Consider the following 24,025-nt stretch of genomic DNA (forward strand, 5'->3'; position numbering starts at 1 on the left):
GAGCTACTTCAGTTCTTAATAAGCACGTGCAAATACGACTGTATGTTTAGACTCATCGCCGCATACGAGACATGTGCTCTTATGCGTAGATGGTTCGAACGGGATATTGCGGCTTGTTGCCCCTGTTTCTTCCTTAACCTGCTTCTCGCAAGCTGCAGATCCGCACCAGCCTGCCTCTACGAAGCCGCGCTGCTCCTCAAGGAAGCTCTTCATTTCATCAAGGGAATCAACCGAACGCGAGTTATCGATACGGAACTGCTTCGCGCGGTTGTACATTTCCTGATGCGTTTCTTCGAGCATCGCTTCAACCTCGGCAATTAGATTCGCTTGCTGTACTACGCGCTTTTCGCCTGTAATACGTGAAACGAGTACCACTTGTCCGTTCTCCATGTCACGCGGTCCAAGCTCCAGGCGAAGCGGAACGCCGCGCATCTCATACTCGTTGAACTTCCAGCCCGGGCTGACGTCTGCGCGGTCGTCTACACGAACCCGAACGCCTGCTTTTTTGAGCTCGGCATACAGCTCGTCAACACGGCCGACAACCTGCTCGCGCATTTTCGCCGGACCGATCGGAATCATGATCACTTGGGTAGGTGCCACCTTTGGCGGCAGCGCAAGGCCGCGATCATCGCCATGAACCATAATTAGCGCGCCAATTAGCCTTGTGCTTACGCCCCAAGATGTCGTATGCGCGAATTGCAATGTATTTTCACGATCAAGAAATTTGATATCAAATGCGACTGCAAATTTTGTGCCGAGATAATGAGAGGTTCCGGCTTGAACAGCCTTCCCGTCCTTCATCATCGCTTCAATGGAATAGGTATCTACAGCACCCGCGAAGCGCTCAGATGGCGTTTTCTCGCCTTTAATGACAGGGATAGCGAGAAACTCCTCGACAAACTGAGTATACACATCGAGCATTTGCATCGTCTCTTGACGAGCTTCCTCTTCCGTCTCATGAGCGGTATGGCCTTCCTGCCACAAAAATTCGCTTGTGCGCAGGAAAGGCATCGTCCGTTTCTCCCATCGAACGACGTTTGCCCATTGGTTAATGAGCAAAGGAAGATCACGATATGATTGAATCCACTTCGAATACATATGGCCGAACATCGTTTCCGATGTTGGACGGATAGCAAGACGTTCTTCCAGCTTCTCCCCCGCCGCTTCCGTTACCCACGGCAGCTCCGGATTAAAGCCTTCAACATGCTCTTTCTCCTTCTGGAAAAAGCTCTCCGGAATGAATAGCGGGAAATAAGCATTGCGATGGCCCGTTTCTTTAAAGCGGCGGTCAAGGTCACGCTGAATATTTTCCCAAAGCTCATAGCCTTCCGGGCGGAACACGATACAGCCCCGCACCGGTGAGTAATCCATAAGCTCAGCTTTTTTAATAACATCAATATACCATCTGGAGAAATCTTCGCTTTGCGGCGTAATTTCTGTAACAAATTGTTTATCCTTAGACATGAGCGACTATTCCCCTCTAACCAATCGTAAAATATCATTATAGGTTACTACAAGCATCAGAAGCATAATGAGCGCGAAGCCTACAAAATGCACCATGCTTTCACGGTTTGGATCTATTGGCCTTCTTCGAATCGCTTCAATTCCGAGGAAAATGAGGCGGCTGCCGTCCAGCGCTGGAATCGGAAGCAAATTGAAAATACCTAGGTACAAGCTGAGCAATGCTGTCCATGAAGTAAGCTGCGCGATGCCTTGCTTGGCAATTTGACTGGTTACCTCAGCGGTACGCACCGGCCCTCCAAGATCATCAAGCTTGAACTCTCCGAAAATAAGCTTCTTGAACCCTTCAAAAATGCTTATCGTCATATTTTTCATCAGCTTGCCTGCACCGGTAAATGTTTCGGAGAACGAAGCAGGACGAGTCGGCAATGCCGCGCTAATGCCTACCTTGCCTACCCCTTCCTCGTTCGGCTCGGGCGTAATAACGATCTGCTGTGCCTTGCCTTCCCGAATGATGTCCATTTTGACAGGCACATTCGGTGATTTGCCGATTATTCCAATCATCTTATCAAAATCAGCACCGATTTTGATCCCGTTTACCGCATCGATAACGTCGCCTTTTCTCAGATCGACCTTATCTGCCGGCATTCCTTCGGAAATTTCGCTGACTAGCAGCTTATCCGGTGATTCAACTGGTATGCCAACCATCTGAATATACGTCGCAAACAATACGAATGCGAGCACAAAATTCATCAGCGGCCCAGCAAATATAGCAAGCGCGCGCTGCCCTACCGTCTTGCTGCCAAATTGTCTGTCAAACGGCGCAATTTGGGTGTCCTTGCCTTTGGCAATCATCAAAGCCTGAGGATGCACCGAGAAAGTCTCGTTCTCGCCTTCAACATCCAATGTTACGGATAGACTTCTTTCTAAATCAATTTTGACAATTTCGCCGCGAATAACGCCGCTTCTCTCGTCAAGACGATCCAAATACAATCGCGTAATTTTGTCATCCTTCAGACGAACCGCTATCGTTTGGCCGGGCTGAACGTCGACAATTTCAGGATCCTCGCCTGCCATGCGAACAAATCCACCCGCCGGCACTAGCCTTAGCGTATATCTAGTCTCGCCGCGTTTTACCGAAAAGAGCTTCGGCCCGAACCCAATTGCAAATTCTCGAACCAATATTCCCGCACGTTTTGCGAAATAGTAATGACCCCATTCGTGGATCGTTACGATAACGAAAAAGACGAGTATAGTCAAAAAGACGACCTGAATCATGTGCATAAAGCTGAAGCCTCCTGTTCGTTACGGCCTGTACATAGATTATCATTATTCTCCCGTCCGATACAAGAGAACCGGAATTTGACCGATATTATACGGATTCTGCCAGCTGGCGCGCCCAAGCGTCCACTTCTGCGATCATTTGCAGGTCATTAATATTCGATGCTTCATGACGTCCAACTACCGTTTCCAATATCCGCTCAATGTCAAGAAACGTAATTTCACCCTTTAGAAAACGAGCCACCGCGACCTCATTAGCTGCATTGAACACGGTCGGCGCAGATTGACCAAGACGGCCGCATTCAAAGGCCAGCCTAAGGCATGGATACCTGTCATAATCCATTTCACGGAAGTTCAGCTTGCCGATTTGAGCTAAATTCAGCCTATTCGTTGGTGTAGCGTTCCGCTCTGGATAGGATAACGCATATTGAATCGGCACACGCATATCCGGCATCCCAAGCTGCGCGATTACGCTATGATCGGAAAACTCCACATAAGAGTGAATGATGCTCTCCGGATGAATAATGACATCTATTTGCTCGTATGTAACGTCGAAGAGCCATTTTGCCTCAATGACCTCAAGTCCTTTATTAACCATCGTCGCGGAATCAATTGTAATTTTGGCGCCCATGGACCAGTTCGGATGATTAAGCGCCTCGGCAACCGTCACACCTTCAAGCTGCTCCCTAGTGCGATCGCGGAAAGAACCGCCAGAGGCTGTTAGCGTAATTTGCTTGATCGATTTACGATCTTCCCCATTCAGGCATTGGAATATGGCAGAATGCTCGCTATCAATCGGGAATATCGAAACGCCGCGCTGCCGCGCTCGCTCCATTACGATATGGCCAGCTGTCACAAGCGTCTCTTTGTTCGCCAAGCCAATCGTTTTGCCCGCGTCAATTGCCGCGAGCGTAGCAGGCAAGCCTCTGCTGCCCATAATTGCCGTTACAACGATGTCAGCGTCTGCACCAGCCGCTACCTCAACGAGACCCTCCTCGCCATGTACAACCTTAGTACCCGCCGGTAAATGGGGTCTTGCGGCGTCAGCATCAGCCTTTGAGGCCAAACTAACGATGGATGGCTTAAATTGCTTTGCCTGCTCTATAATCAAATCGACATTTGCACCCGCCGATAAACCGACAACCTGATAACGATCAGGATCATGGGCTATAATGTCTAGCGTCTGTGTTCCGATTGAACCTGTCGAACCTAATATACTTATTTTTTTCATGCCAAAAATCCTCCTGACTTATACGGGCAGCAGCTCGGTCAGCACTAACAGCGGAAATACGATAAGCCAGCTGTCGCATCGGTCAAGCACACCGCCATGTCCCGGCAATAACGTGCCTGTATCCTTAATATCTCGAACACGCTTATACGCCGATTGTATCAAATCTCCAAATTGGCCAGCTACAGCAGCAACTAAGCCAATGAGCAGCGCCTTTGGCAAATCGATAAAATCAGGAATCGCTAAAGCGAATACCGCAGACACAATTAAGGAAAATAAAACGCCTCCAAGGGCGCCTTCAATCGTTTTATTTGGACTAATGGATGGCCAGAGCTTCGTTTTCCCGAAAGCTCGTCCCATAAAATAAGCGCCGATATCCGATGCCCAAATACAGCCAAAGGCCAAAAACGTCCAAATTAAACCATCCTGATCAATTTGACGTGCCTGAACCATAGCGGAAAAGCCATAGCCTACATATAAAGCGCCAAGCAACATAAGTGCGGCGCCGTCAATTGTTGTTTTATTTTTTGTAATTACAGTTATGGACAGCAGAAGGAAGGCGAGCACCCAAAGGATGGTTAGCGGCGAAGGGATTGTTATCCCCCAATAAGACCAAGGCAGCACGAACAGTAGCACACCCGCATATCCAAGCAATGAGGACGGATGCGACCATGCTACACCATTCATGCGCGCATATTCAGTAAAGCCGATAATTGCAAGTAATACGAGTAGACTTGTGTATAGCCATCCGCCTACTATTGCTAAACCGATGAACACAGCACCTGCTACAACTCCGGTAATAATTCGTTGTCTCAATGAAAAGTCACACTCCGTCGCTTGAAGCTACAATCCGCCATATCGACGTGCACGGCGCTGGTATTCCAAAATCGCCTCTTGAAAATGCGCTTCCGTGAATTCCGGCCAATACACATCTGTAAACCACAACTCACTGTACGCAAGCTGCCACATCATAAAATTGCTAAGACGCAGCTCACCGCTAGTGCGAATGAGTAAATCTGGATCGGGCAATCCGCTCGTAAGCAATCGATCTGCCATCACTTTTTCATCAATGTCATCCAAGGATATATCTCCTTGCTGAACGTCTGAAGCGATGCTCTTTATTGCTTCAAGCATTTCCTTGCGGCTACCGTAATTCAGAGCAAAATTTAAAACAAGTCCAGTATTATTAGCAGTCTTCACAATGGCCTCTTCAACTGCGCTTATCGTAAATGATGGCAAATCCTCTTTATGGCCCATCATGCGAACCTGAACATTGTTGGCAATCAGCTCTTCTAATTCAATTTCAAGAAACTGCTGGGGCAGCTTCATGAGGAAATCCACTTCAGCTTTCGGTCTCTTCCAGTTTTCCGTTGAAAACGCGTATAACGTCAAATATTTGACGCCTAACCGGTCTGCTGCAATTGTTATTCGTTTGACCGCTTTCATGCCGGAATGATGACCTGCCATTCGTGGCAATCCACGATCTTTAGCCCAGCGACCGTTCCCATCCATTATAATCGCAACATGCTCAGGCACATTTTCTAAGGACACAGAATCAGTCGGCTGTAAGGACGATTTGCCTAGTTTGGCCCAAAGTCGCTCGATCATCTTACTTCCTCCCAACCGAAATCAAAACCAAACCCCACCTATCGGAGGGGCCCAGAGATTATTATACTTCCATAATTTCTTTTTCTTTGGCAACAAGCACTTTATCAACTTCAGCAATAAATTTGTCAGTTGTTTTCTGAATATCCTCTTGATGTCCGCGCGACTCGTCTTCGGAGATCGTCGTTTTTTCAAGCTTCTTCACGCCATCGTTGGCATCGCGACGAATGTTGCGAATAGCTACCTTCGCTTCTTCACCAAACTTCTTCGACGTCTTCACAAGCTCTGCACGACGTTCTTCTGTAAGCGGCGGAATCGAAATGCGAATCGATACGCCATCGTTCGAAGGCGTTAGACCAAGATCGGATTTCATAATTGCTTTCTCAATGGCCGACATGGACGATTTGTCCCACGGCTGAATAAACAGCGTGCGTGAGTCAGGCGTGTTGATGTTCGCAAGTTGATTGACAGGCGTCATTGCTCCGTAATATTCCACTTGAATACGATCCAGCAAAGCAGTATTCGCTTTACCAGCGCGCAGCGACGACAAATCACGCTTAAGCGCGGAGATCGCTTTTTCCATACGTTCTTCTGCGTTTTTCTTCAGCTCTTGTGGCATTATTTAGCACTTCCTCTCACTATCGTTCCGATTTTCTCACCCAGTACGACGCGTTTAATATTCCCTTTCTCCGTAATTGCAAATACGATAAGAGGAATATTATTGTCCATGCAAAGTGAGGCTGCAGTTGAATCCATTACACCTAAATTGCGGTTTAACATATCGAGGTATGTAAGCTCCTCAAATTTCTCAGCCGTATTATCCTTAAATGGATCTGCGGAATAAACGCCATCCACTTTATTTTTCGCCATTAGTATTACTTCTGCTTCGATCTCAGCTGCACGCAGCGCTGCTGTCGTATCCGTTGAGAAGAACGGATTTCCGGTTCCTGCTGCAAAAATGACGACGCGGCCCTTCTCCAAATGACGGATGGCACGACGTCTAATGTACGGCTCAGCGATTTGCTGCATCGCGATTGATGTTTGTACGCGAGTTGGCACATCAATTTGTTCCAATGCATCTTGAAGTGCGAGTGAATTCATCAGTGTAGCCAGCATACCCATGTAATCGGCTGTTGCACGGTCGATCCCTTTTGCAGAACCGGCAATACCGCGCCAAATGTTGCCGCCGCCGACGACAATTGCGACTTCTATGCCAAGTGCAACAACTTCTTTTACCTGATCAGCAATCGAAGATATGACTGTTGCTTCAATGCCATAACCTTCCTGTCCAGACAATGATTCACCGCTAACTTTCAGAACGATACGTTTATACACAGGTTGCTCCAACGTTAATACCTCCATCATGCACCTCATTAGATGAGGTCCCTCAAATATGTTCTAATCATACAAGCAGGCGGGGCGGACGCCCCGCCCCGCCTGTGCGTTCGGATTAATGTTTTACTTGTGCCATTACTTCTTCAACGAAATTGTCTACTTTTTTCTCTAGGCCTTCACCAAGCTCGTAACGTACGAAGCGACGGATGGAGATGTTTTCACCAATTTTGCTGATTTTTTCGTTAAGCAAAGTGGCGATTGTTTTGTCTGGGTCTTTAATGAAAGGCTGCTCAAGCAGACAGAATTCCTCGTAGTACTTCGAGATACGGCCTTCAACCATTTTCTCAACGATTTTTTCTGGTTTGCCTTCGTTAAGCGCTTGAGCTTTCAAAATTTCGCGCTCTTTTTCAAGCTCTTCGGAAGAAACTTCTTCACGGCGAACAAATTTCGGGTTAGCTGCTGCGATTTGCATAGCAACATCTCTTGCGAAATCACGGAATTGATCTGTTTTCGCAACGAAATCTGTTTCGCAGTTAACTTCAACGATAACGCCGATACGGCCGCCAGCGTGAATGTACGATTCAACTACGCCTTCAGTTGCAATACGGCCTGCTTTGTTTGCTGCAGCAGCCAAACCTTTTTCACGAAGGAATGCAATCGCTTTTTCGATATCATTGTTTGTTTCATCCAAAGCTTTCTTGCAATCGAGCATCCCTGCTCCTGTTCTTTCCCGTAGTTCTTTTACCGCGCTAGCACTAACTGCCATTGTAAGCCCTCCTATAAGTTTTACGAAGCCTTGTGACTTCGTAATAATATATTGTTGGTTCTAGTCATTTACATTCGAAAAAAGGGCAGTGAGAGGTTTATCACCATCTGACCACCCTTTGTTGACTAACTAAAGCCTCTAAATTAAGCCGTTGTTTGTTCGCCTTGGTTAGCTTCAACGATTGCATCAGCCATTTTCGACGTCAACAACTTAACGGCACGAATTGCATCATCGTTACCTGGAATAACATAGTCGATTTCGTCTGGATCACAGTTCGTATCAACGATACCAACGATTGGGATACCAAGTTTGCGAGCTTCTGCAACAGCAATGCGCTCTTTGCGTGGGTCAATGATGAACAACGCGCTTGGCAAACCTTTCATTCCTTTGATACCGCCAAGGAATTTTTCCAAACGGTCTTTCTCTTTGCGAAGAATGATAACTTCTTTCTTCGGAAGAACTTCGAAAGTGCCGTCCTCTTCCCACTTCTCAAGCTGTTTCAAGCGATCGATACGCTTTTGAATGGTTTGGAAGTTAGTAAGAGTTCCGCCGAGCCAACGTTGGTTGATGTAGAAGTTGCCGCAGCGTTCTGCTTCTTCTTTCACGGAATCTTGAGCTTGTTTTTTTGTACCTACGAACAGCATAGTGCCGCCGTCTGCAGCGATCGATTTAACAAAGTTGTATGCTTCGTCAACTTTCTTAACCGTTTTTTGCAAATCGATAATGTAAATCCCGTTTCTTTCTGTGAAGATATAACGATCCATCTTCGGGTTCCAACGACGAGTCTGATGACCGAAGTGTACCCCAGCTTCTAGTAGCTGTTTCATGGAAATAACCGCCATTTCTTCAACACCTCCTGTAATGGTTTTTTTAGTGCTCCTCCGCTAGTCGCATCTTTCACCAAAACTTCCGCCGGGCGGAAGCACCGTTTGGCAAAATTGACCTGCGTGCGTTTTTAACACCGTGAATTAATATACCATAAATACATGTCACGTGCAACATTCGTTTCAGAAAAGATAGGTTAACCAGCCTTTTTGCTAGACGATATCGCATCCGCTTCTTTTTTCGTTAAAGGTTCGCCCGTAACGACGTTGATTGCTTTATCAACCGTCATCCTTTCTTGAAACAAAAAATAACCGGCGCGAACCAGTTTTTTTGACTTTTTCATTTGACTGACGAAAGCTGCCTTATCAGCAATAATATGATTCTCAGCCAGCAGCTCTGCTGTTTTAGTTAAGCCAATTCCCACTTCGATCCGAATGACATGGTTTACTGCTGCCTGCTCCTTCACCGGTTCATCGGATGGCGCAGGAGCAGCAGCGGTCGCAGCTGGCTTCTCCTTGGACTCAGTCACGGGCAGCTCCGCTTGCTTCTTAATTACCGCCTTCGCATCTCGGTCAAGCTTAAACGAGTCGCGCTCAGCCTTAAGCAAGGCGTCTACCTCTACTTGTGTGTAGACCTTCTCGTTAGATTCATTGCCGAGTTGGCCTAGCTTTTGCCTGTTTTGTTCACCGGAGAGCATCAACTGGAATAATAAAGCGCCTAAAATGATACCTGCGCCGAGACCGATTAGAAATACACGATTTTTAAGCATGTGCGGATTCCTCCTGCTTAGCGAGCTGAATAATGAGCTGTACCTCGCCTTTATTCATGCCAAGCTTTTTGGAGATCATTTCAATCGATTTACCTTGTTCATATAATAGAAAAAGTTCCGAATACCGGGAATGAATGGTGTTCGTTTGAGGTGGCGCCTCTTCTGCTGGTTCTGGAAGCTTGTATATCGATGCATCCTTTTCTGCAGCATCATTCGGAATAGACAGGGTAGGAGCCGCTTGAGGCGCTATTGCTGAAGAACTAGCCTGCGACTTTTGCAGTTGAGCTGCAAGCTGCTCGCATTTTTTCTCTAGTTCTGCTATCCTCTGCTCCTTACTCTCTGCATCAACCTTAGACTCCTGCTGTGCTCTTCTAACCAAGTCAACAAGCTCTTCATTATCCTTCTCCATGTTCTCCATGAACTGCTCCAGCGCGTTTTCCATGTTTTGCATCGTTTGTGAAGGAAGGGTAGGCTCCTGCTTCTTCCTAGGCATTACAAAGGCGCCAACAATGACAACCGCTCCGAGTAATACAATATATTGCAAGTATGGCTGCATCGTTCATAGCCTGCCTTTCTAATATTCGCCTTTATTTTAAAGCTTTATATCTAGTTTATATCCTTTATAGGGATGAGCCGGAGGCTGCTCTTGCATGCTTTCTGCATCGTCGGTTTCTGAACGCTTACGTTTTGCTTGCTGATTGGCATGATCCGGATTACCCTCTTTGTCGCTGCGCACGTTAAGACCGTTCGTATGCTCTATCGCCGTATTTTTCCCTCTTGCAAGCTCTGTTTCCTTCGTTGACTGAGCTGCCAGCATATTCTGATCCGCTACAGGTTTATGTATAGCTTGTCCATGCATACCGCTGAATTCTTGCGTACGTGGAACAGACATTTGCAAATCTAGAGATTTGAACGTCATACCAGCTCGCCCCCTTGCGTCATTCATTTGCACCTTGTAGAAATTACCTTATAAAGGGAACTAAAACGATATCCCCTTCCGAATAACGGAAAGAAACGCGCTGCGAAGAATCCTTGACGAATTTGGTGTATCTGCCGATTACAATTTTGGTACCGCCAAATACGATATTGCTTACGTCGATTCTCGAACGGTCGGCATCCTCAAGCGATTTTTCAATGTCAAGAACACGAAGCTTCGTTTGATCATTCTCAAGAATCGTTTGACGCTTCGTTGCTGTTAATTTAATGCGAAGTGCCATCTTCTCCGGTGACAGTTGACCTTTTGCAGCTAGTTGATCCAATATAGTTAGCGCTTTTTCCGTTTTGTCTAGGTTTTCCATATTTTGTTTAAGCCGGCCTCTGAGTTCAAGCAGTTCTTCGCGATGTTCTGGCTTGACGCCTACCTCGATTGTTGTAGCGGTTGACATGGAGTTGCCGATCGTTCGAGCACTAACCAGATCGCCCGCTTGTACGAGACCTCCAACGATTAAACCTTTCGCGCCAGAGCAAATGACATTCTTTCCTGCCTTTACATGCGAATGCATAATGCTCTGAGAGACAAGCACTTCTTCACCGGCGATGACGTTGCCTTCTTGAATAAATGAACTGCGCACATTTTGACCAGCCTTAACGAAGCCTTTATTGCTTCCTAAAATTCCGCCTGTTATTTCAACGGAGCCCTCTGATTCGATTTCTGCCCCTTCGACTCCGCCGATTACTCGAATATCGCCAGATGCCTTCACGCGGAAACCGCTGAGCACGTTTCCTCTAATGACGACTGTTCCTACGAAATCGATATTTCCGATACTGTAATCAACGTCACCATTCACTTCATATACAGGGAAAACATTAATTTTTTCTTTGTCAGTCAGCGAAATAAGACCGTCAATGGCTGAATACATGGCCGTCTGATCATCATTAAGGACGACATTTTTGCCAACTTTAAATCGAACATGCTTGCCAAGCTTTGCTGGAACTTCTTCCCCCGTCACCGTCTTGCCGGATGGACCTGGCTGCGGGTCAAATCGCTCTGCAATCAATTGGCCTCGCTTGACATTTTTAAGCTGAACGACTTCTTTGAAGTCGACTTTTCCATCTTCAAGCTCAGCAGGAGCGCTGTTTCTTTTTTCCATATCATAAACAAGCCTAATGCTGCCATCCTTACCGGGTATGGGTGACTCGCCTTTTGCAATCAATGTTTGATCCTTATAAAATGCGAGCGGGTTTTTTGCAATTTGATCCAAAAGTTCATCTCGTATGCCATAAACGATCCCTTTGCTGCGTACGAAACGCTCGAGGTCTGCGCCGCTGCATCCAAACTCATCCGTAATTCGGGTAAATATTAAGAAGGCAGACAACTGATCGGTTGATGTCTGTATGCTTAGGTATGATTCTAATTGTAGATTTTCCACCTTACTCCCTCCTTCCTATTGCTGCATGAGTTGATCTTTATGCTTAGCCAAAACTCCCCGCAAGCGCAAAATGGCTTTTGAGTGGAGCTGGGAAATTCTCGAAGGTGATAGTGACATTACTTCAGCAATTTCACTTAATGATAATTCCTCGTAATAAAATAGGGAAACGACTGTGCGTTCCTTTTCGGTAAGACGTTCAATTCCTTTAACCAAAGATTCCTTCAAATAAAACTCATGTACTTTATGATCCGGATTTTTTGCCTTATCATCTACTAACAATGACATTCTAGTCTCCGATTCCTCTTCTCGAATCGGGTCTTCCAACGAGCATATTGTAGTTACGGCAATATCTTGGAGCATATTCGTAAATTCTTTCTCCGAAACTTCGAGGTAACGGCTAATCTCAGCATCTGTGACGGTGCGCAAATATTGCTGTTCCAAATGCTGATACGCCTCTTCCACTCGCTTCGCTTTCTCCCTTACGGAACGAGGAACCCAGTCCCCCTGCCGCAATCCGTCTATAATAGCACCGCGAATACGCCAAGATGCATACGTTTCGAATTGTAAGCCGCGGCAATAATCGAACTTTTCAATTGCATCGATTAGTCCCATAACGCCATTGCTGGCAAGATCATCCTTAATGACGTTTTTCGGCAGTCCAATTGCCATTCGATTCGTGACATAATCAACAAGCGGCAAATATTGCTCGATCAGCTTCTTCTTCGCTTCCAACTCGCCTTGTTCTCTCCAGGCTTGCCACATCTGCAAGTTTGTCAGATGAGGGTTTTTTTGCTCAATCATCGACTCACTCTCCTGTCAGGTGACGAATGGCTTTAACCAATTCTTCTGGCTGTGTATTTTTTGTAGATAATAATTGAGGAGGATTCAACGGTCGAAATCCAGTTGCTTCATTAGATTGTGCATCCCCACTGGATTTCGCCCCGCCATCCTGCAGCTGTGTTTTTAACAATTGATTAATATCCGCTGACTCGTCAGGGGTATGCAAATCCAGCCGGCTGCCCTTGCTCTCATCGTCTTCGATCTGCTCGCCTACTAGTATAGGAGGCTGAAGAATGTATGCCAATATGGCACGTACTCCATACGCAAGAACAAAAAAAGCGATGAAAGCATACATACTTCTAAGCAGCATTACAGAAATCGGATTATTTCCGATTGAGAAAGCTACCGTAAGCACGGTGCCGAAAATTCCAAATACGACATTCCATCGCCATGTTCCTAGCATATCAAATCTCCTTTGTACCGAACTGCACACTTCTTATTGATAACATTCCATTTTCACTATTAAACTCTATCGTGCGTCCAAAGCTGCCACCCGTATCCTGCGAAATAATCGGGATCTTAAACTTAAGCAGCATTTCCGTACAGGAATCCACGTTTCGGGGACCAATTCTTAATGAATCGGTATGGCCAGACATGGCAAACATTTGTGCTCCACCTGCCATCTTAGCTTTCATTCTCTCAACGTAAGCTCCGGCTGCTATCATCCGATCTAGCAGCTCGGGGATGGCTGTATCTGCATATTTAGCCAAGTTCATTTTGGTCTCGCGGGCAATCTCTGAAGACGGCAGCATGACATGTGCCATACCAGCTATTTTTCGGATAGGGTCGTACAACGTGAGCCCTACACACGAACCTAAGCCAGTCGTTTTGAGTATCGCTCCATCTGTTGCAATATTTAAATCAGCCATGCCTACTTTGACCAAGTTCTGTTGTATCATTCAATAACGACTCCCAAAGCCCTAAATATTTTTTCAAATGACTCTGGATCAGGTATTAGGAAAAAATGTCCTTCAAGCGATTGACAATCTTCCAAAAATGTCGTTTCAATAAGTAGGGCCGAGTCTCCCATCTCTCCGTATTGCATGAGACCGTAGCTTAGTACGGCTCCTGCCATATCTACTGCTATGGAAGGAACAGATGGTGCCATCGTTAAACGAGTAAAGTCTGCCAGCGAAGACAAGTATGAGCCTGCCAAAATGTTGCCGATCTCGCAAAGCGCGGACAGCTCCATCTCGGAATAGCTCTCTTGCGATTCTAAATTCATCGCCAGCAGCTGCCGCAAAATCCGCTTAGCAGATGCTTCCTCAATAATGAAAAACATATTGCCAGGCGCTTCGCCTTCCACCCGAAGAAAGACGGCGATGACGATTTGCTCGGAACCGCCAACACGCTCAGCGATCTCTTCAAAGGGCAGTAAGCTTACTTTGGGCACAGCCATATCTACTGGTTTGTCCAACAACCGTGATAGTGCAGTCGCAGCGTTTCCTGCTCCAATATTGCCGACTTCTTTTAATACATCAAGCTCAAATGCTTCTAATCGGTTGAATAGATTCACTCGTTATACCTCTAGCTGCTCTAGCTGTATGATCTCGTTTTTGTTCAACACTTCAGACAAATTCAGCATGATGAGAAGTCGACCTTCACCAAGCTTTGCGATGCCTCTTAAGTATTTAGCTTTAATGCCTCCAACAATTTCCGGCGGCAAATCGATCGTATCGGTATCGATATCAATAACATCATTTGCGGAATCAACGATAAAGCCCACCTCAATATCAGCCACTGCTACAACAATAATTCTGGAATTTTCGGTTGCAGTCGTTTCTGAAAGATTAAAGCGGCCACGAAGGTCGATCACTGGAACGACCACGCCCCGTAAATTAATAACCCCTTTAATAAACGAAGCTGTTTTGGGTACGCGTGTAATTGGAGATAATCTTTCGATCGTGCGTACCTTATCCACTTCAATTCCATACTCTTCGTTCCCAAGAGCGAACACGATAACCTTTAATTCTTCTCCCATCGTAAAAACCCCCTTTATTTGATTAGTGCATTCGGATCAATAATCAATGCCACATAGCCATCGCCTAGTATCGTTGCGCCAGAGATCGCTTCGACATTGGTTAAATATTTGCCTAACGATTTGAGGACGATTTCGCTTTGGCCGATAAATTCGTCAACCATTACTGCAGCCCATTTCTCGCCTTTGCGCACCACGACTATTTCAGTTTCCTGCTCTTGATTCTCATCAAAATCCGGAGAATCAAGCACTTTGCTAAGCGATACGAGCGGAATGATGGTGTTTCTAAACTCAATCATTTTGTTGCCGTGAACATGTAAAATATTTTCCTTACTGATGATTCCGGTTTCTACGATAGAAGATAATGGAATTGCATATTTCTCTGAACCTAGCTTAATAAGCATCGCCGATATAATAGAAAGGGTAAGCGGCAGTTGAACGGAAAACTTAGTGCCTCTGCCAAATGCGGAGTCAATCGTTACGTTTCCGCCTAACGATGTAATTTTGGATCGCACGACATCAAGACCGACGCCTCTTCCTGAAATATCCGAGATCTTGTCAGCAGTGCTAAAGCCTGCTGCAAATATGAGCATATTAATCTCGTCAGGTGACAGCAGCTTTGCTTGCTCTTCCGTAACAACACCATTTTTAATGGCTGTCTTTAGGACACGTTCGTGATGGATGCCACGACCATCTTCTTCTACCTCAATAAAGACATGATTTCCGCTATGGAAGGCACGTAAGTAAATTGTACCCGTTTCCGACTTGCCTGCAGCAACTCGCTCTTCAACGGTCTCAATGCCATGGTCAACCGAGTTACGTAGTAAGTGAACGAGCGGATCACCAATCTCATCAATTACGGTACGATCAAGCTCCGTATCTGCGCCTGTAATGACTAAATCGATTTTTTTGTCTAACGATTTTGCCAAATCTCTAATCATGCGAGGGAAACGGTTGAACACCGAGTCGACTGGAACCATCCGCAGCTTCAGCACGATACTTTGCAAGTCTGAGCTGACACGCGTCATATGCTCGACCGTCTCTGTTAAATCGTTGCGCTTAATTTCACTGGATAGCTGTTCAAGTCTTACGCGGTCAATGAGCAATTCGCTAAACAGGTTCATTAGCGTATCCAATCTCTCAATGTCCACCCGTATCGTTCTCGCTACATTTGCAGGTGCGGCAGGTGCGGCAGGCGCAGCCTGCGCTTGCCCTTTACCAGCTGCTTCTTGAGCTGATTGCTCCTTAACGATCGGCGGGGCCGGAGCTGCATCAACAACTTCTACTGCTGCAGCAGCGGTTGATTGACTGAGTACAGCTAACGACTCAGCATCGAGCAACGTTACGGTTGCCGTTTCGATTTCGGAGATGTTTAGAAGCTGCGATTGAAGATCTTCCTGCGTTAACTGAGAGATTGTAAAGACGGTGAACGAGAAATCGAATTTTTCCTGCTCGATATCTTGGGCAGGCGGATCAGATTTAATAACCTCTCCGTTTCGTTCCAGCAAATCAAACACCATATAAGCGCGTACTGCTTTAAGCATGCAATTATCACGAATTGCGATCTGAATGTGATAGACATAGTGTCCGGACTCGATCGATTGAAGCAAAATGGAGGATTGAAACTCATCAAGCAGCATCGCCCCTGATACGCTTGATGATGAAGCACCTGCTGCGTTTGCTGCCACTGTTGGAGCAGCAGATGCATGGCTAGCGCTATAATCGCTCTTTAGTATCGTTTGCAAGGATGCAACGATAGAGGTGACGTCAGCTTTGCCCGTACCTCCGCCAACAATATCCTGAACCATTGCTTCAAGAGCGTCTAACCCTTTGAATAAGGTGTCAAAAATAAAGCTGTCCATTTTGAGCTTATTATTGCGAACGAGATCCAGCACGTTTTCCATTTCATGCGTTAACGCAGCCAAATCCTCAAAGCCCATGGTCGCTGACATCCCTTTCAGCGTATGAGCTGAACGAAATATATTTTGAACGATACTAAGCTCCTCAGGCTCGCTTTCTAGCCTAAGCAAATTTTCATTCAGCGATTGCAGATGATCATTAGATTCATCGATAAACATCGATAAATAGGCATTCATATCCATTTACTAGCACCTCCTGTTAGTATGTTTAAACGATTCTAGCCTATTTATTTCAGCACTGCCTGTACAAGTTGCGGGGCAATGAGCTGCAGCGGCAATACTTTATCTACGCAGCCAGCCTCAACCGCAGATCTAGGCATCCCATACACGACGCAGGTTTCTTCTGCTTCTGCGATCGTAGTTTCGATTCCGCTGCCTTGAAGCAGCTTCATGCCCTTTGCGCCATCGCTTCCCATGCCCGTCATGATGACAGCATGCCGCTTCAACTCTCGAAACGGAGCCAATGATTCAAACAATACATCGACCGATGGCCGATGACCGTTGCGCGGCGGCTGCTCTGTCAGTAAGATCGAATAACCCGCAGCATCCTTGGCAAGTTCCATATGGAAGCCGCCAGGTGCAATGTAAACCACTCCTACAGATACTCTCTCCCCCTGCTCTGCTTCCACCACTTTCAACTCGCTAAAGCTATCCAGTCGCTGAGCTAGAGATTTCGTAAATTTAGGAGGCATATGCTGAACGATGAGCACTGGTGCCTGAAAATCTCCTGGCAATGAAGTAATGACCTCATGAAGCGCTCTCGGGCCCCCTGTTGAAGTACCGATGGCTACTATATGTTTGATTGATGCTAGCGGGCTGCCCGCCCTTTCCTTCCTAATAGAAGGTGGCTCTACATGAAGGGGCTTAGCAACAACCGGTGTTTCTTTATGTACGGTTTTGTGCGCGGCAATCGTCGGTTTGATTTTGCTAGGCGCAGCAACCTCAGGCTTCGTGCTTTTTTGTTGTTTATGTAAAGGGGGTGCCGTTTGCTCCAACGTCTGCTTGTCCACCATTTTCGGATCATTCGGTTTGCTCCGATCCTTGATGGGAGTAGGCAGCGGTGTTGCTTGCGGCTCCTCTTGTTGTGAAGGCTTAATCTTTGTTGATTTTATAATTTGCTCTGCCCGCGCAGGGCCAACCTCGTTTGGAGCTTGCTTCTCGCTAATTGCAATAATCGGTTGATAACGCTTTGTGAGTACAGCAATCCGCAATTTTTCAAGTAAAAAATCGCCAACCTGATGAATGTCATTCGATATGGCGCTTGAAGGCTTTCTAATGAAGTCGAAAGCGCCAAATTGCAAAGCCTTAATCGTTTCTCTCGTATTGTCTTCACTAATTCCCGAGAGCATAATGACAGGTGTCGGATTGTCCCTCATGATAATTTGCAGCGCTTCAATTCCGTTCATTAAAGGCATTTCTAAATCTAAGGTAACGGCATCCGGCTTCCATTCACGGACCGCTTCAATCGCTTCTTGACCATTTTGGGCAGTAGCTACAATTGTAAATTGCGGGTCCTGAATAATTAAATCACTAATAATTTTCCGCATAAAACCGGAATCGTCAACAACAAGTATGCGATAAGGAGCCATGCCATTTCCTCCTCACTTCCAAAGGATTATCTTGAGAGTCTGAACATTTTATGCAAAAATCCTTTGACTCCGCCGCTAATTGTAGAGCTCTGTGGTATTTCGAGAAAGCGCTTCGCTATCCGATCAATAGCTATGGATGCCTCGCTTCCTGGGTAAGCGACCGTAAACGGTACTTGGCGTTTAACCGCTTTAGTTACGTTAGGATCATCCGGCAAAATGCCCAAATGCGGCAAGTCGGATTGAAGAAAACGCTGAGCTACCATAGTGATCTTATCTGCCGTTTGCTTACCTTCGCGGGGATCCACGGCGCGATTGACGATTAATTTGAAATGAACGTTCACATCCATACCTTTAACCATCTTAATCAAAGCATACGCATCCGTAATCGATGTTGGTTCTGGCGTCGTAACCACGATTGTTTCCTGAGCGGCGGTAATAAACTTTACCGTTTCCTTCGAAAGTCCTGCGCCTGTATCAAATAAGATCACGTCATACTTCCCATGCAGCTTGCTTATCTCCACTTCGAAGCGATCGAGCTGATCTTCCGATAAATCCATCAGGTCGCGAAAGCCTGAGCCGCCAGCGATAAAGTTCAGCCCCTCTGGACCTTCCTGAACGATTTCCCAAATCGTCTTCTCCTGCTTAAGCAAATGGTATAAATTGTAGGTTGATGAAATGCCCATAAGCACATCGATGTTGGCCATACCGATATCCGCATCGAATACGAGTACTTTTTTGCCGAGCCTCTGAAGCGATAAGGCAAAGTTTAGGCTGAAATTCGATTTCCCGACGCCCCCCTTCCCGCTGGTGACGGTTACAACGCGGGTCGTTCGGCCTTCGTCTTGAAGCTCCTGCTGTTTGACTAAGTTGCGTAATGCTTCTGCTTGATCCATCATGGGCCATTGCTCCCGAGCAGCTTCTTAATGTATGAATCGATTTGAAACAACTCGATATCATCAGGTACTGTCTGTCCGCTTGCCATATAAGTAGGCAGCAATTCAAAGTTCATAATCAGATTGAAGATCGCGCCGTATACAGACGTTTCATCTAATTTTGTAAACAACACTTTTCGGACGCCATATTTGCTGAAGTGATCCGCAACCGCCGCCATATCGCGCGTTTTGCCAGTCAAGCTAAGCACGAGCACCGTTTCGCTGGGCTCAGAGGTTTGAAGCAAGCTATTTACTTCAGAGACATGCAGCTCGCTGCGAAAATTCCGTCCGGCTGTATCCATATAGATCAAATCCTGCTCGGCAAGCTGCTTGAAGGCACGAGTGAGATCCATTTGCGAGAATACAACCTCAAGTGGGACGTTCAGTATAGTGGCATACGTTCTTAGTTGATCTACTGCTGCTATTCGGTACGTATCAGAAGTAATAAATCCAACCTTGCGGCCCTTTTTTAGCGTTTGCTCCGCTGCCAGCTTCGCGATCGTTGTCGTCTTGCCAACACCGGTAGGGCCTACAAAATGAACGACTCGTGCATGATTGCTGATTCCGCTGCCGCTATAGGGCTGCAGCCACTCCTCAATCTGCTTTGCTGCATGCTCCCAAACTAACTCTTTACCGAATTCGCTTTGTTCTTCAAGCTGCTTTTCTACCATTAACTGCAGCAACCGCTCGATCCATAACGGGTCCATTTCCTGCTCGATCAAATGCTCTTTGAGCTGAATCAAATGCTCGGACATCCCACTATGGTTGCTTTGCTGCTTCGAAAGCTTAACCATGTATTCTCGTAAGTCGCGTATTTCGTCAATAATGTACTGTTCACGTTCTTTTCTATAATCTGATTCTTTCACAGAGACTGCCGCAGGCGGTTCCATGACAGCAGTAGCCGTACGCTGAGCCGTTTGCAAAATCTGTTCAACCGCCGCATCTACTTGAGGATTTGCTGTTCGCTGCTGGGGTGAAGGGATATTCGCTTGATTCGACTCGATAGCGGCTATCACTTCCATCTTCTTCTTGCGAAACATTCCCATAAACCCGCCAACCTTAATTTCCTTTGTATTCAGAATGACGGCATCTTTCCCAAGTTCGCTGCGAATCATAGTTACAGCCTCGGGCAATGCATTGACGACATATCGTTTTACTCTCATAGGTTCACCACCCCGACGCTTTGAACTTCAATGTTAGGTTCAAGCTCACTGTAAGAAAGCACGGGCAAATCTTGCATTGTTCTCTCCACAATTTGTCTCAAATACATACGGATAGTGGGCGATGCGAGAACGACAGGCTGTTGACCGGACTGAATTTGACGATTGACTTGCTCATTTAGCTTCTGGTAAATCTGCTGTGTAGATATCGGATCTAATGCGATATAGCTTCCTTGATCTGACTGCTGTACGGATTCTGCAATTTTTTTCTCTAACTGCGGGCCCACTGTGATAACTCTTAACGTATCGCCACCGGAAGAGAATTGCTGGGTAATTTGCCTTGACAAGGATTGACGAACATACTCGGTTAAAATATCCGGGTCCTTCGTATAATTCCCATGATCTGCCAACGCTTCGAAAATCGTAACTAGATCTCGAATAGACACTTTCTCACGCAGCAGCTTGGCTAGCACTTTCTGTACATCGCCGATGCTAAGAATGGAAGGAATTAATTCATCGACAAGTGCTGGATATGACTCTTTGACATTTTCCACAAGCTGCTTCGTTTCTTGCCTGCCTATGAGCTCATGCGCATGTCGTTTAATAATTTCCGTTAAATGTGTGGCAACGACAGACGGCGGATCAACAACCGTGTACCCTGACAGCTCTGCACGCTCCTTCATCTGCTCATCGATCCAAATGGCTGGCAATCCGAAGGCTGGCTCGGTCGTTTCAATACCGACGACAGAATCGTCCTCGAACCCTGGACTCATTGCCAAATAGTGATTGAGGAGCAAGTCGCCGCGAGCAACGGTGTTTCCTTTTATTTTGATCACATACTCATTCGGTTTAAGCTGGATATTATCTCTGATCCGAATTACAGGTACAACGAGTCCAAGCTCCAAAGCACACTGCCTGCGAATCATTATGATCCGGTCTAGCAAGTCTCCGCCCTGCTGAGTATCGGCAAGCGGGATTAGCCCGTAGCCAAACTCGAATTCGATTGGATCAACCTGCAAGAGACTGATAACACTCTCAGGACTTCGAACCTCTTCAATCTGTTGCTCCTCAACCAGCATATCCTCTTGCTCCTGCTGCTTATTAATCGCCTTCTGCATATACCAGCCGCCGAATGTAAGCATGATGGCGAATGGCCAAGTCCGAATCGGACCGATAGGCGTTAAGCCTAGCAAGCCGATTGTGCCAGCTGCGATAAACAATAGCTTTGGATATTTAAACAACTGCGAGGTAACATCCTCGGCCAAGTTGCCGTCTGATGCTGCCCTTGTTACGATAAGACCTGCAGCCGTTGAAATTAGCAAGGCAGGGATTTGACTGACGAGACCGTCACCTATCGTAAGAATAGAGAAGGTTGAAAGCGACTCGCCAAAGCTCAAATCATGGATAGCCATCCCGATAATGAAGCCGCCGACCAAGTTGATGACTAGAATGATGATGGAGGCAATCGCATCACCTTTTACAAATTTGCTGGCGCCATCCATGGCTCCATAGAAATCTGCTTCTCGTTCAATTTTGGATCTGCGGGCTTTTGCTTGCTGCTCGTTAATCAAGCCGGCGTTCAAATCCGCATCAATACTCATTTGTTTGCCGGGCATCGCGTCTAGCGTAAATCTTGCCGCGACCTCCGCCACCCGCTCGGAGCCTTTCGTAATTACGATAAATTGTACGACGACAAGGATGAGGAAGACGATAAATCCGATTGCGATTTGCCCTCCGCCAACCCAGCTGCCAAATGTAGCAACGACTTCCCCCGCTTCAGCATGCGATAAAATATTTCTTGTTGTAGAAACGTTCAGCGCGAGACGAAATAGGGTGGTTATTAATAGAATGGCCGGAAAAATAGAGAAGTCTAGCGCTTCCCTCGTATTCATAGCGATTAGCAAAATCATCAAGGCTATCGAAATGTTTAATATAATAAGGATATCTAGTAATAGGACTGGGATCGGGATAATCATCATGAGCACAATACCAATTACGCCAAATAGTACTACAAAGTCCTTTGCTTTCATGATGCCGTCTCCTCTCGTAGCGTTATGATGATTTTACTCGGCCCTTCATCTTATATACGTATGCGAGCACCTCGGCCACAGCTTGGAACAGGTCTGGAGGAATAACATCCCCTATCTCAGCACGTTCATAAAGCGCTCTGGCCAGTGGTTTATTTTCCATAGTAACAACGCCGTTCTCTTTGGCTATTTCTCTAATGCGAAGCGCGACATGATCCATGCCTTTGGCAATTATTTTTGGCGCCTCCATCTTCGTTGCATCATATTTCAATGCGATAGCAAAGTGTGTAGGGTTGGTGATGATGACATCCGCGTTAGGAACTTCCTGCATCATTCGCTGCATGGCCATTCTGCGCTGGCGCTCACGAATTTTGCCCTTGATGATCGGATCGCCTTCCGATTTCTTGTATTCATCTTTTATATCTTGCTTGGACATTCTGAGACTCTTGTTATGCTCGTAACGTTGATAGAAAAAATCTGCAAATGCGAGTACTGTAAGCACTGCACCAATTTCAATGCCTAATCTAACCGTCAAACCGGCTGTAAAGCTAAAGATCTGCTGAACAGGCAAGCTTGCCAAAACCAATATGCGGTCCCACTCTTTTGAAATAGCCATATAAACGAGAACGCCTATAATAAGCAACTTCAGTACGCTTTTCAGAAATTCAACGATCGTTTTTGCGGAAAAAATTTGTTTAAAGCCGTTTATTGGGTTTAGCTTGCTTAATTTCATTTGAAGAGGTTCGCCGGTGAGCAAAAAACCAAACTGGATGATGTTCCCTAGAATCCCAATGACAACGGCTATTGCAAATATCGGCATCAAAATGAGCAGCAATTGAATGGTTACGTCGGTAAAAAGTGACATCACGTTTTCGGTCGTCAGCTCCATCAGCAGCCAGTCTTCAAACAGATTTCCAAACAGCATCATAATATGCTTTTTAAAAAATCCGCCCAGCATGATGAATCCCATAAATGTAAACAGCATTATTAATGAACCGGGTAGGTCAGAGGATCTAGCAATTTGACCTTTCTTCCTAGCTTCGTCCTTTTTCTTCGGAGTTGCTTCCTCGGTCTTCTCCTGACTGAAAAGCTGAAGATCAAGCTTTAGTCGGTAATTACGCATGGGCAGCATCCTCCTATTGTCCCTCAGGCGGCGGTCCTTGCACGATTCCGAATAACTGCTCCAAAGCATCGAACATGATGGAAAACAATCTTTCGAATATGCCAGCAAGACTTGGCATTAACAAAATAAGCAAAAACATGCCAATGATCAGCTTAAGCGGGATACCGATTACAAACACATTGAATTGAGGTGCCGTTTTGGTCAAGAAACCTAGTCCAACATCCGTCAAAAACATCGCAACGATTAACGGTGACGCAATTTGGATGGCCAGTAAAAATGTGTTGCCTACGGATCTCGTCAAAAAGTCGGTGACGCTACCACTCATTAATTTGCTGAATAGTTCGTTTGACAAAGGCATCCATTTGTAGCTATCCATAAGCGCTGTCAACATAAAATGATGGCCGTTCATCATTAGAAAAATGACGATGATCAGCATGTACTTGAAATTGCCGAGCAATGGGGCTGACGTACCAGTGTGAGGGTCTACGATGTTAGCCATTGCAAAACCAACCTGCAAATCCATAAAGGCGCCTGCTGTTTGTACGACAGTAAAAAACAAATAGACCACATAACCCATCAGTACGCCGACCAATATTTCTCGCAGCAGAACAAGCACATATTCCGCATCCGGTACGATGGTCTGATTCATTCCATACGTCAAGAAAACGATAAATGAAATGAATGAGCCAAGCCCGATCTTGAATACATTCGGCACGCCTCGGGAAGAAAAGACAGGCGCTACGACGAAAAACGCTGTAATTCGACAAAAGATAAGCAAAAAAATAGGAAAGCCTTGTACGATTGCGTTCATCCACTCA

25 protein-coding genes are annotated in these 24,025 nt (G+C 46.1%); all 25 read right to left on the reverse strand.

Annotation, left to right across the window (positions count from 1 at the left end):
• Positions 1 to 15 precede the first annotated feature (15 nt).
• The 25 genes from proS to fliR all read right to left on the reverse strand — a co-directional run bounded on the left by proS (position 16) and on the right by fliR (position 24,018).
• On the reverse strand, positions 16 to 1,464 hold the full coding sequence (gene proS, locus HI950_RS06315; RefSeq protein WP_169083044.1) for a proline--tRNA ligase: 1,449 nt from the start codon (positions 1,462 to 1,464) through the stop codon (positions 16 to 18).
• A 6-nt stretch (positions 1,465 to 1,470) separates the two neighbouring features.
• Complete coding sequence (gene rseP, locus HI950_RS06320) at positions 1,471 to 2,745, reverse strand: RIP metalloprotease RseP (protein ID WP_169083045.1); 1,275 nt, start codon at positions 2,743 to 2,745, stop codon at positions 1,471 to 1,473.
• 88 nt (positions 2,746 to 2,833) lie between these two features.
• On the reverse strand, positions 2,834 to 3,973 hold the full coding sequence (locus HI950_RS06325) for a 1-deoxy-D-xylulose-5-phosphate reductoisomerase (protein WP_169083046.1): 1,140 nt from the start codon (positions 3,971 to 3,973) through the stop codon (positions 2,834 to 2,836).
• 18 nt (positions 3,974 to 3,991) lie between these two features.
• Positions 3,992 to 4,786: a phosphatidate cytidylyltransferase gene (locus tag HI950_RS06330; RefSeq protein ID WP_169083047.1), complete on the reverse strand. Its 795-nt coding sequence runs from the start codon at positions 4,784 to 4,786 to the stop codon at positions 3,992 to 3,994.
• Between the two features lie 27 nt (positions 4,787 to 4,813).
• On the reverse strand, positions 4,814 to 5,578 hold the full coding sequence (uppS, locus tag HI950_RS06335) for an undecaprenyl pyrophosphate synthase (RefSeq protein WP_169083048.1): 765 nt from the start codon (positions 5,576 to 5,578) through the stop codon (positions 4,814 to 4,816).
• A gap of 61 nt (positions 5,579 to 5,639) precedes the next feature.
• The gene (frr, locus tag HI950_RS06340) at positions 5,640 to 6,194 is read right to left on the reverse strand and encodes a ribosome recycling factor (protein ID WP_169083049.1); all 555 of its coding nucleotides are present in this window, start codon (positions 6,192 to 6,194) and stop codon (positions 5,640 to 5,642) included.
• Positions 6,194 to 6,922 (reverse strand): UMP kinase, encoded by a 729-nt coding sequence (pyrH, locus tag HI950_RS06345; RefSeq protein ID WP_169083050.1) that lies wholly within the window; start codon positions 6,920 to 6,922, stop codon positions 6,194 to 6,196. The genes frr and pyrH overlap by 1 nt, the downstream gene beginning before the upstream one ends.
• 103 nt (positions 6,923 to 7,025) lie before the next feature.
• Positions 7,026 to 7,721, reverse strand: a complete 696-nt coding sequence (gene tsf / locus HI950_RS06350) for a translation elongation factor Ts (protein ID WP_317618318.1) — start codon at positions 7,719 to 7,721, stop codon at positions 7,026 to 7,028.
• Positions 7,722 to 7,819: 98 nt separating this feature from the next.
• A complete protein-coding gene (gene rpsB / locus HI950_RS06355; protein ID WP_053375748.1) occupies positions 7,820 to 8,518 on the reverse strand; it encodes a 30S ribosomal protein S2 in 699 nt (232 codons plus the stop codon).
• A 179-nt stretch (positions 8,519 to 8,697) separates the two neighbouring features.
• Positions 8,698 to 9,270: a hypothetical protein gene (locus tag HI950_RS06360; protein WP_169083052.1), complete on the reverse strand. Its 573-nt coding sequence runs from the start codon at positions 9,268 to 9,270 to the stop codon at positions 8,698 to 8,700.
• On the reverse strand, positions 9,263 to 9,826 hold the full coding sequence (locus HI950_RS06365; protein WP_169083053.1) for a DUF6115 domain-containing protein: 564 nt from the start codon (positions 9,824 to 9,826) through the stop codon (positions 9,263 to 9,265). The genes HI950_RS06360 and HI950_RS06365 overlap by 8 nt, the downstream gene beginning before the upstream one ends.
• 36 nt (positions 9,827 to 9,862) lie before the next feature.
• A complete protein-coding gene (locus tag HI950_RS06370; protein WP_169083054.1) occupies positions 9,863 to 10,189 on the reverse strand; it encodes a hypothetical protein in 327 nt (108 codons plus the stop codon).
• 43 nt (positions 10,190 to 10,232) lie between these two features.
• Complete coding sequence (locus HI950_RS06375) at positions 10,233 to 11,639, reverse strand: flagellar assembly protein A (RefSeq protein ID WP_169083055.1); 1,407 nt, start codon at positions 11,637 to 11,639, stop codon at positions 10,233 to 10,235.
• A 15-nt stretch (positions 11,640 to 11,654) separates the two neighbouring features.
• The gene (locus tag HI950_RS06380) at positions 11,655 to 12,440 is read right to left on the reverse strand and encodes a FliA/WhiG family RNA polymerase sigma factor (RefSeq protein WP_169083056.1); all 786 of its coding nucleotides are present in this window, start codon (positions 12,438 to 12,440) and stop codon (positions 11,655 to 11,657) included.
• A gap of 4 nt (positions 12,441 to 12,444) precedes the next feature.
• Entirely contained in the window at positions 12,445 to 12,882 is a 438-nt protein-coding gene (locus tag HI950_RS06385) for a hypothetical protein (RefSeq protein WP_169083057.1), read from the reverse strand.
• Position 12,883: 1 nt separating this feature from the next.
• Positions 12,884 to 13,378: a chemotaxis protein CheD gene (locus tag HI950_RS06390; protein WP_169083058.1), complete on the reverse strand. Its 495-nt coding sequence runs from the start codon at positions 13,376 to 13,378 to the stop codon at positions 12,884 to 12,886.
• A complete protein-coding gene (locus tag HI950_RS06395; RefSeq protein ID WP_169083059.1) occupies positions 13,375 to 13,995 on the reverse strand; it encodes a chemotaxis protein CheC in 621 nt (206 codons plus the stop codon). The genes HI950_RS06390 and HI950_RS06395 overlap by 4 nt, the downstream gene beginning before the upstream one ends.
• Before the next feature lie 3 nt (positions 13,996 to 13,998).
• Positions 13,999 to 14,460, reverse strand: coding sequence for a chemotaxis protein CheW (locus tag HI950_RS06400; RefSeq protein WP_169083060.1), 462 nt, complete (start codon positions 14,458 to 14,460; stop codon positions 13,999 to 14,001).
• Positions 14,461 to 14,474: 14 nt separating this feature from the next.
• On the reverse strand, positions 14,475 to 16,559 hold the full coding sequence (locus HI950_RS06405) for a chemotaxis protein CheA (RefSeq protein WP_169083061.1): 2,085 nt from the start codon (positions 16,557 to 16,559) through the stop codon (positions 14,475 to 14,477).
• Between the two features lie 44 nt (positions 16,560 to 16,603).
• Positions 16,604 to 17,965, reverse strand: a complete 1,362-nt coding sequence (locus tag HI950_RS06410; RefSeq protein WP_169083062.1) for a protein-glutamate methylesterase/protein-glutamine glutaminase — start codon at positions 17,963 to 17,965, stop codon at positions 16,604 to 16,606.
• A gap of 26 nt (positions 17,966 to 17,991) precedes the next feature.
• Complete coding sequence (locus HI950_RS06415) at positions 17,992 to 18,861, reverse strand: MinD/ParA family protein (RefSeq protein ID WP_169083063.1); 870 nt, start codon at positions 18,859 to 18,861, stop codon at positions 17,992 to 17,994.
• Positions 18,858 to 20,060, reverse strand: coding sequence for a flagellar biosynthesis GTPase FlhF (gene flhF, locus HI950_RS06420; RefSeq protein WP_169083064.1), 1,203 nt, complete (start codon positions 20,058 to 20,060; stop codon positions 18,858 to 18,860). Before flhF ends, HI950_RS06415 begins: the two co-directional genes overlap by 4 nt.
• Positions 20,057 to 22,087 (reverse strand): flagellar biosynthesis protein FlhA, encoded by a 2,031-nt coding sequence (gene flhA / locus HI950_RS06425; RefSeq protein ID WP_169083065.1) that lies wholly within the window; start codon positions 22,085 to 22,087, stop codon positions 20,057 to 20,059. Before flhA ends, flhF begins: the two co-directional genes overlap by 4 nt.
• Positions 22,088 to 22,109: 22 nt before the next feature.
• Complete coding sequence (flhB, locus tag HI950_RS06430; protein WP_169083066.1) at positions 22,110 to 23,207, reverse strand: flagellar biosynthesis protein FlhB; 1,098 nt, start codon at positions 23,205 to 23,207, stop codon at positions 22,110 to 22,112.
• Between the two features lie 13 nt (positions 23,208 to 23,220).
• Positions 23,221 to 24,018, reverse strand: coding sequence for a flagellar biosynthetic protein FliR (gene fliR, locus HI950_RS06435; RefSeq protein WP_169083067.1), 798 nt, complete (start codon positions 24,016 to 24,018; stop codon positions 23,221 to 23,223).
• Positions 24,019 to 24,025: the final 7 nt, after the last annotated feature.

This window comes from Paenibacillus sp. PL91 (assembly GCF_012935325.2).
Classification (GTDB): domain Bacteria; phylum Bacillota; class Bacilli; order Paenibacillales; family Paenibacillaceae; genus Pristimantibacillus.

Bases quoted from the DNA above. Each gene is read 5' to 3' on its own strand.
- HI950_RS06365 (WP_169083053.1), bottom strand. From the start codon at position 9,826: ATGCAGCCATACTTGCAATATATTGTATTACTCGGAGCGGTTGTCATT.
- HI950_RS06385 (WP_169083057.1), bottom strand. From the start codon at position 12,882: ATGCTAGGAACATGGCGATGGAATGTCGTATTTGGAATTTTCGGCACC.
- HI950_RS06390 (WP_169083058.1), bottom strand. From the start codon at position 13,378: ATGATACAACAGAACTTGGTCAAAGTAGGCATGGCTGATTTAAATATT.
- proS (WP_169083044.1), bottom strand. From the start codon at position 1,464: ATGTCTAAGGATAAACAATTTGTTACAGAAATTACGCCGCAAAGCGAA.
- rpsB (WP_053375748.1), bottom strand. From the start codon at position 8,518: ATGGCGGTTATTTCCATGAAACAGCTACTAGAAGCTGGGGTACACTTC.
- HI950_RS06360 (WP_169083052.1), bottom strand. From the start codon at position 9,270: ATGCTTAAAAATCGTGTATTTCTAATCGGTCTCGGCGCAGGTATCATT.
- HI950_RS06410 (WP_169083062.1), bottom strand. From the start codon at position 17,965: ATGGCTCCTTATCGCATACTTGTTGTTGACGATTCCGGTTTTATGCGG.
- HI950_RS06325 (WP_169083046.1), bottom strand. From the start codon at position 3,973: ATGAAAAAAATAAGTATATTAGGTTCGACAGGTTCAATCGGAACACAG.
- HI950_RS06405 (WP_169083061.1), bottom strand. From the start codon at position 16,559: ATGGATATGAATGCCTATTTATCGATGTTTATCGATGAATCTAATGAT.
- flhF (WP_169083064.1), bottom strand. From the start codon at position 20,060: ATGAGAGTAAAACGATATGTCGTCAATGCATTGCCCGAGGCTGTAACT.
- frr (WP_169083049.1), bottom strand. From the start codon at position 6,194: ATGCCACAAGAGCTGAAGAAAAACGCAGAAGAACGTATGGAAAAAGCG.
- HI950_RS06415 (WP_169083063.1), bottom strand. From the start codon at position 18,861: ATGATGGATCAAGCAGAAGCATTACGCAACTTAGTCAAACAGCAGGAG.
- uppS (WP_169083048.1), bottom strand. From the start codon at position 5,578: ATGATCGAGCGACTTTGGGCCAAACTAGGCAAATCGTCCTTACAGCCG.
- HI950_RS06370 (WP_169083054.1), bottom strand. From the start codon at position 10,189: ATGACGTTCAAATCTCTAGATTTGCAAATGTCTGTTCCACGTACGCAA.
- flhB (WP_169083066.1), bottom strand. From the start codon at position 23,207: ATGCGTAATTACCGACTAAAGCTTGATCTTCAGCTTTTCAGTCAGGAG.
- HI950_RS06380 (WP_169083056.1), bottom strand. From the start codon at position 12,440: ATGATTGAGCAAAAAAACCCTCATCTGACAAACTTGCAGATGTGGCAA.
- fliR (WP_169083067.1), bottom strand. From the start codon at position 24,018: ATGAACGCAATCGTACAAGGCTTTCCTATTTTTTTGCTTATCTTTTGT.
- flhA (WP_169083065.1), bottom strand. From the start codon at position 22,087: ATGAAAGCAAAGGACTTTGTAGTACTATTTGGCGTAATTGGTATTGTG.
- rseP (WP_169083045.1), bottom strand. From the start codon at position 2,745: ATGCACATGATTCAGGTCGTCTTTTTGACTATACTCGTCTTTTTCGTT.
- HI950_RS06400 (WP_169083060.1), bottom strand. From the start codon at position 14,460: ATGGGAGAAGAATTAAAGGTTATCGTGTTCGCTCTTGGGAACGAAGAG.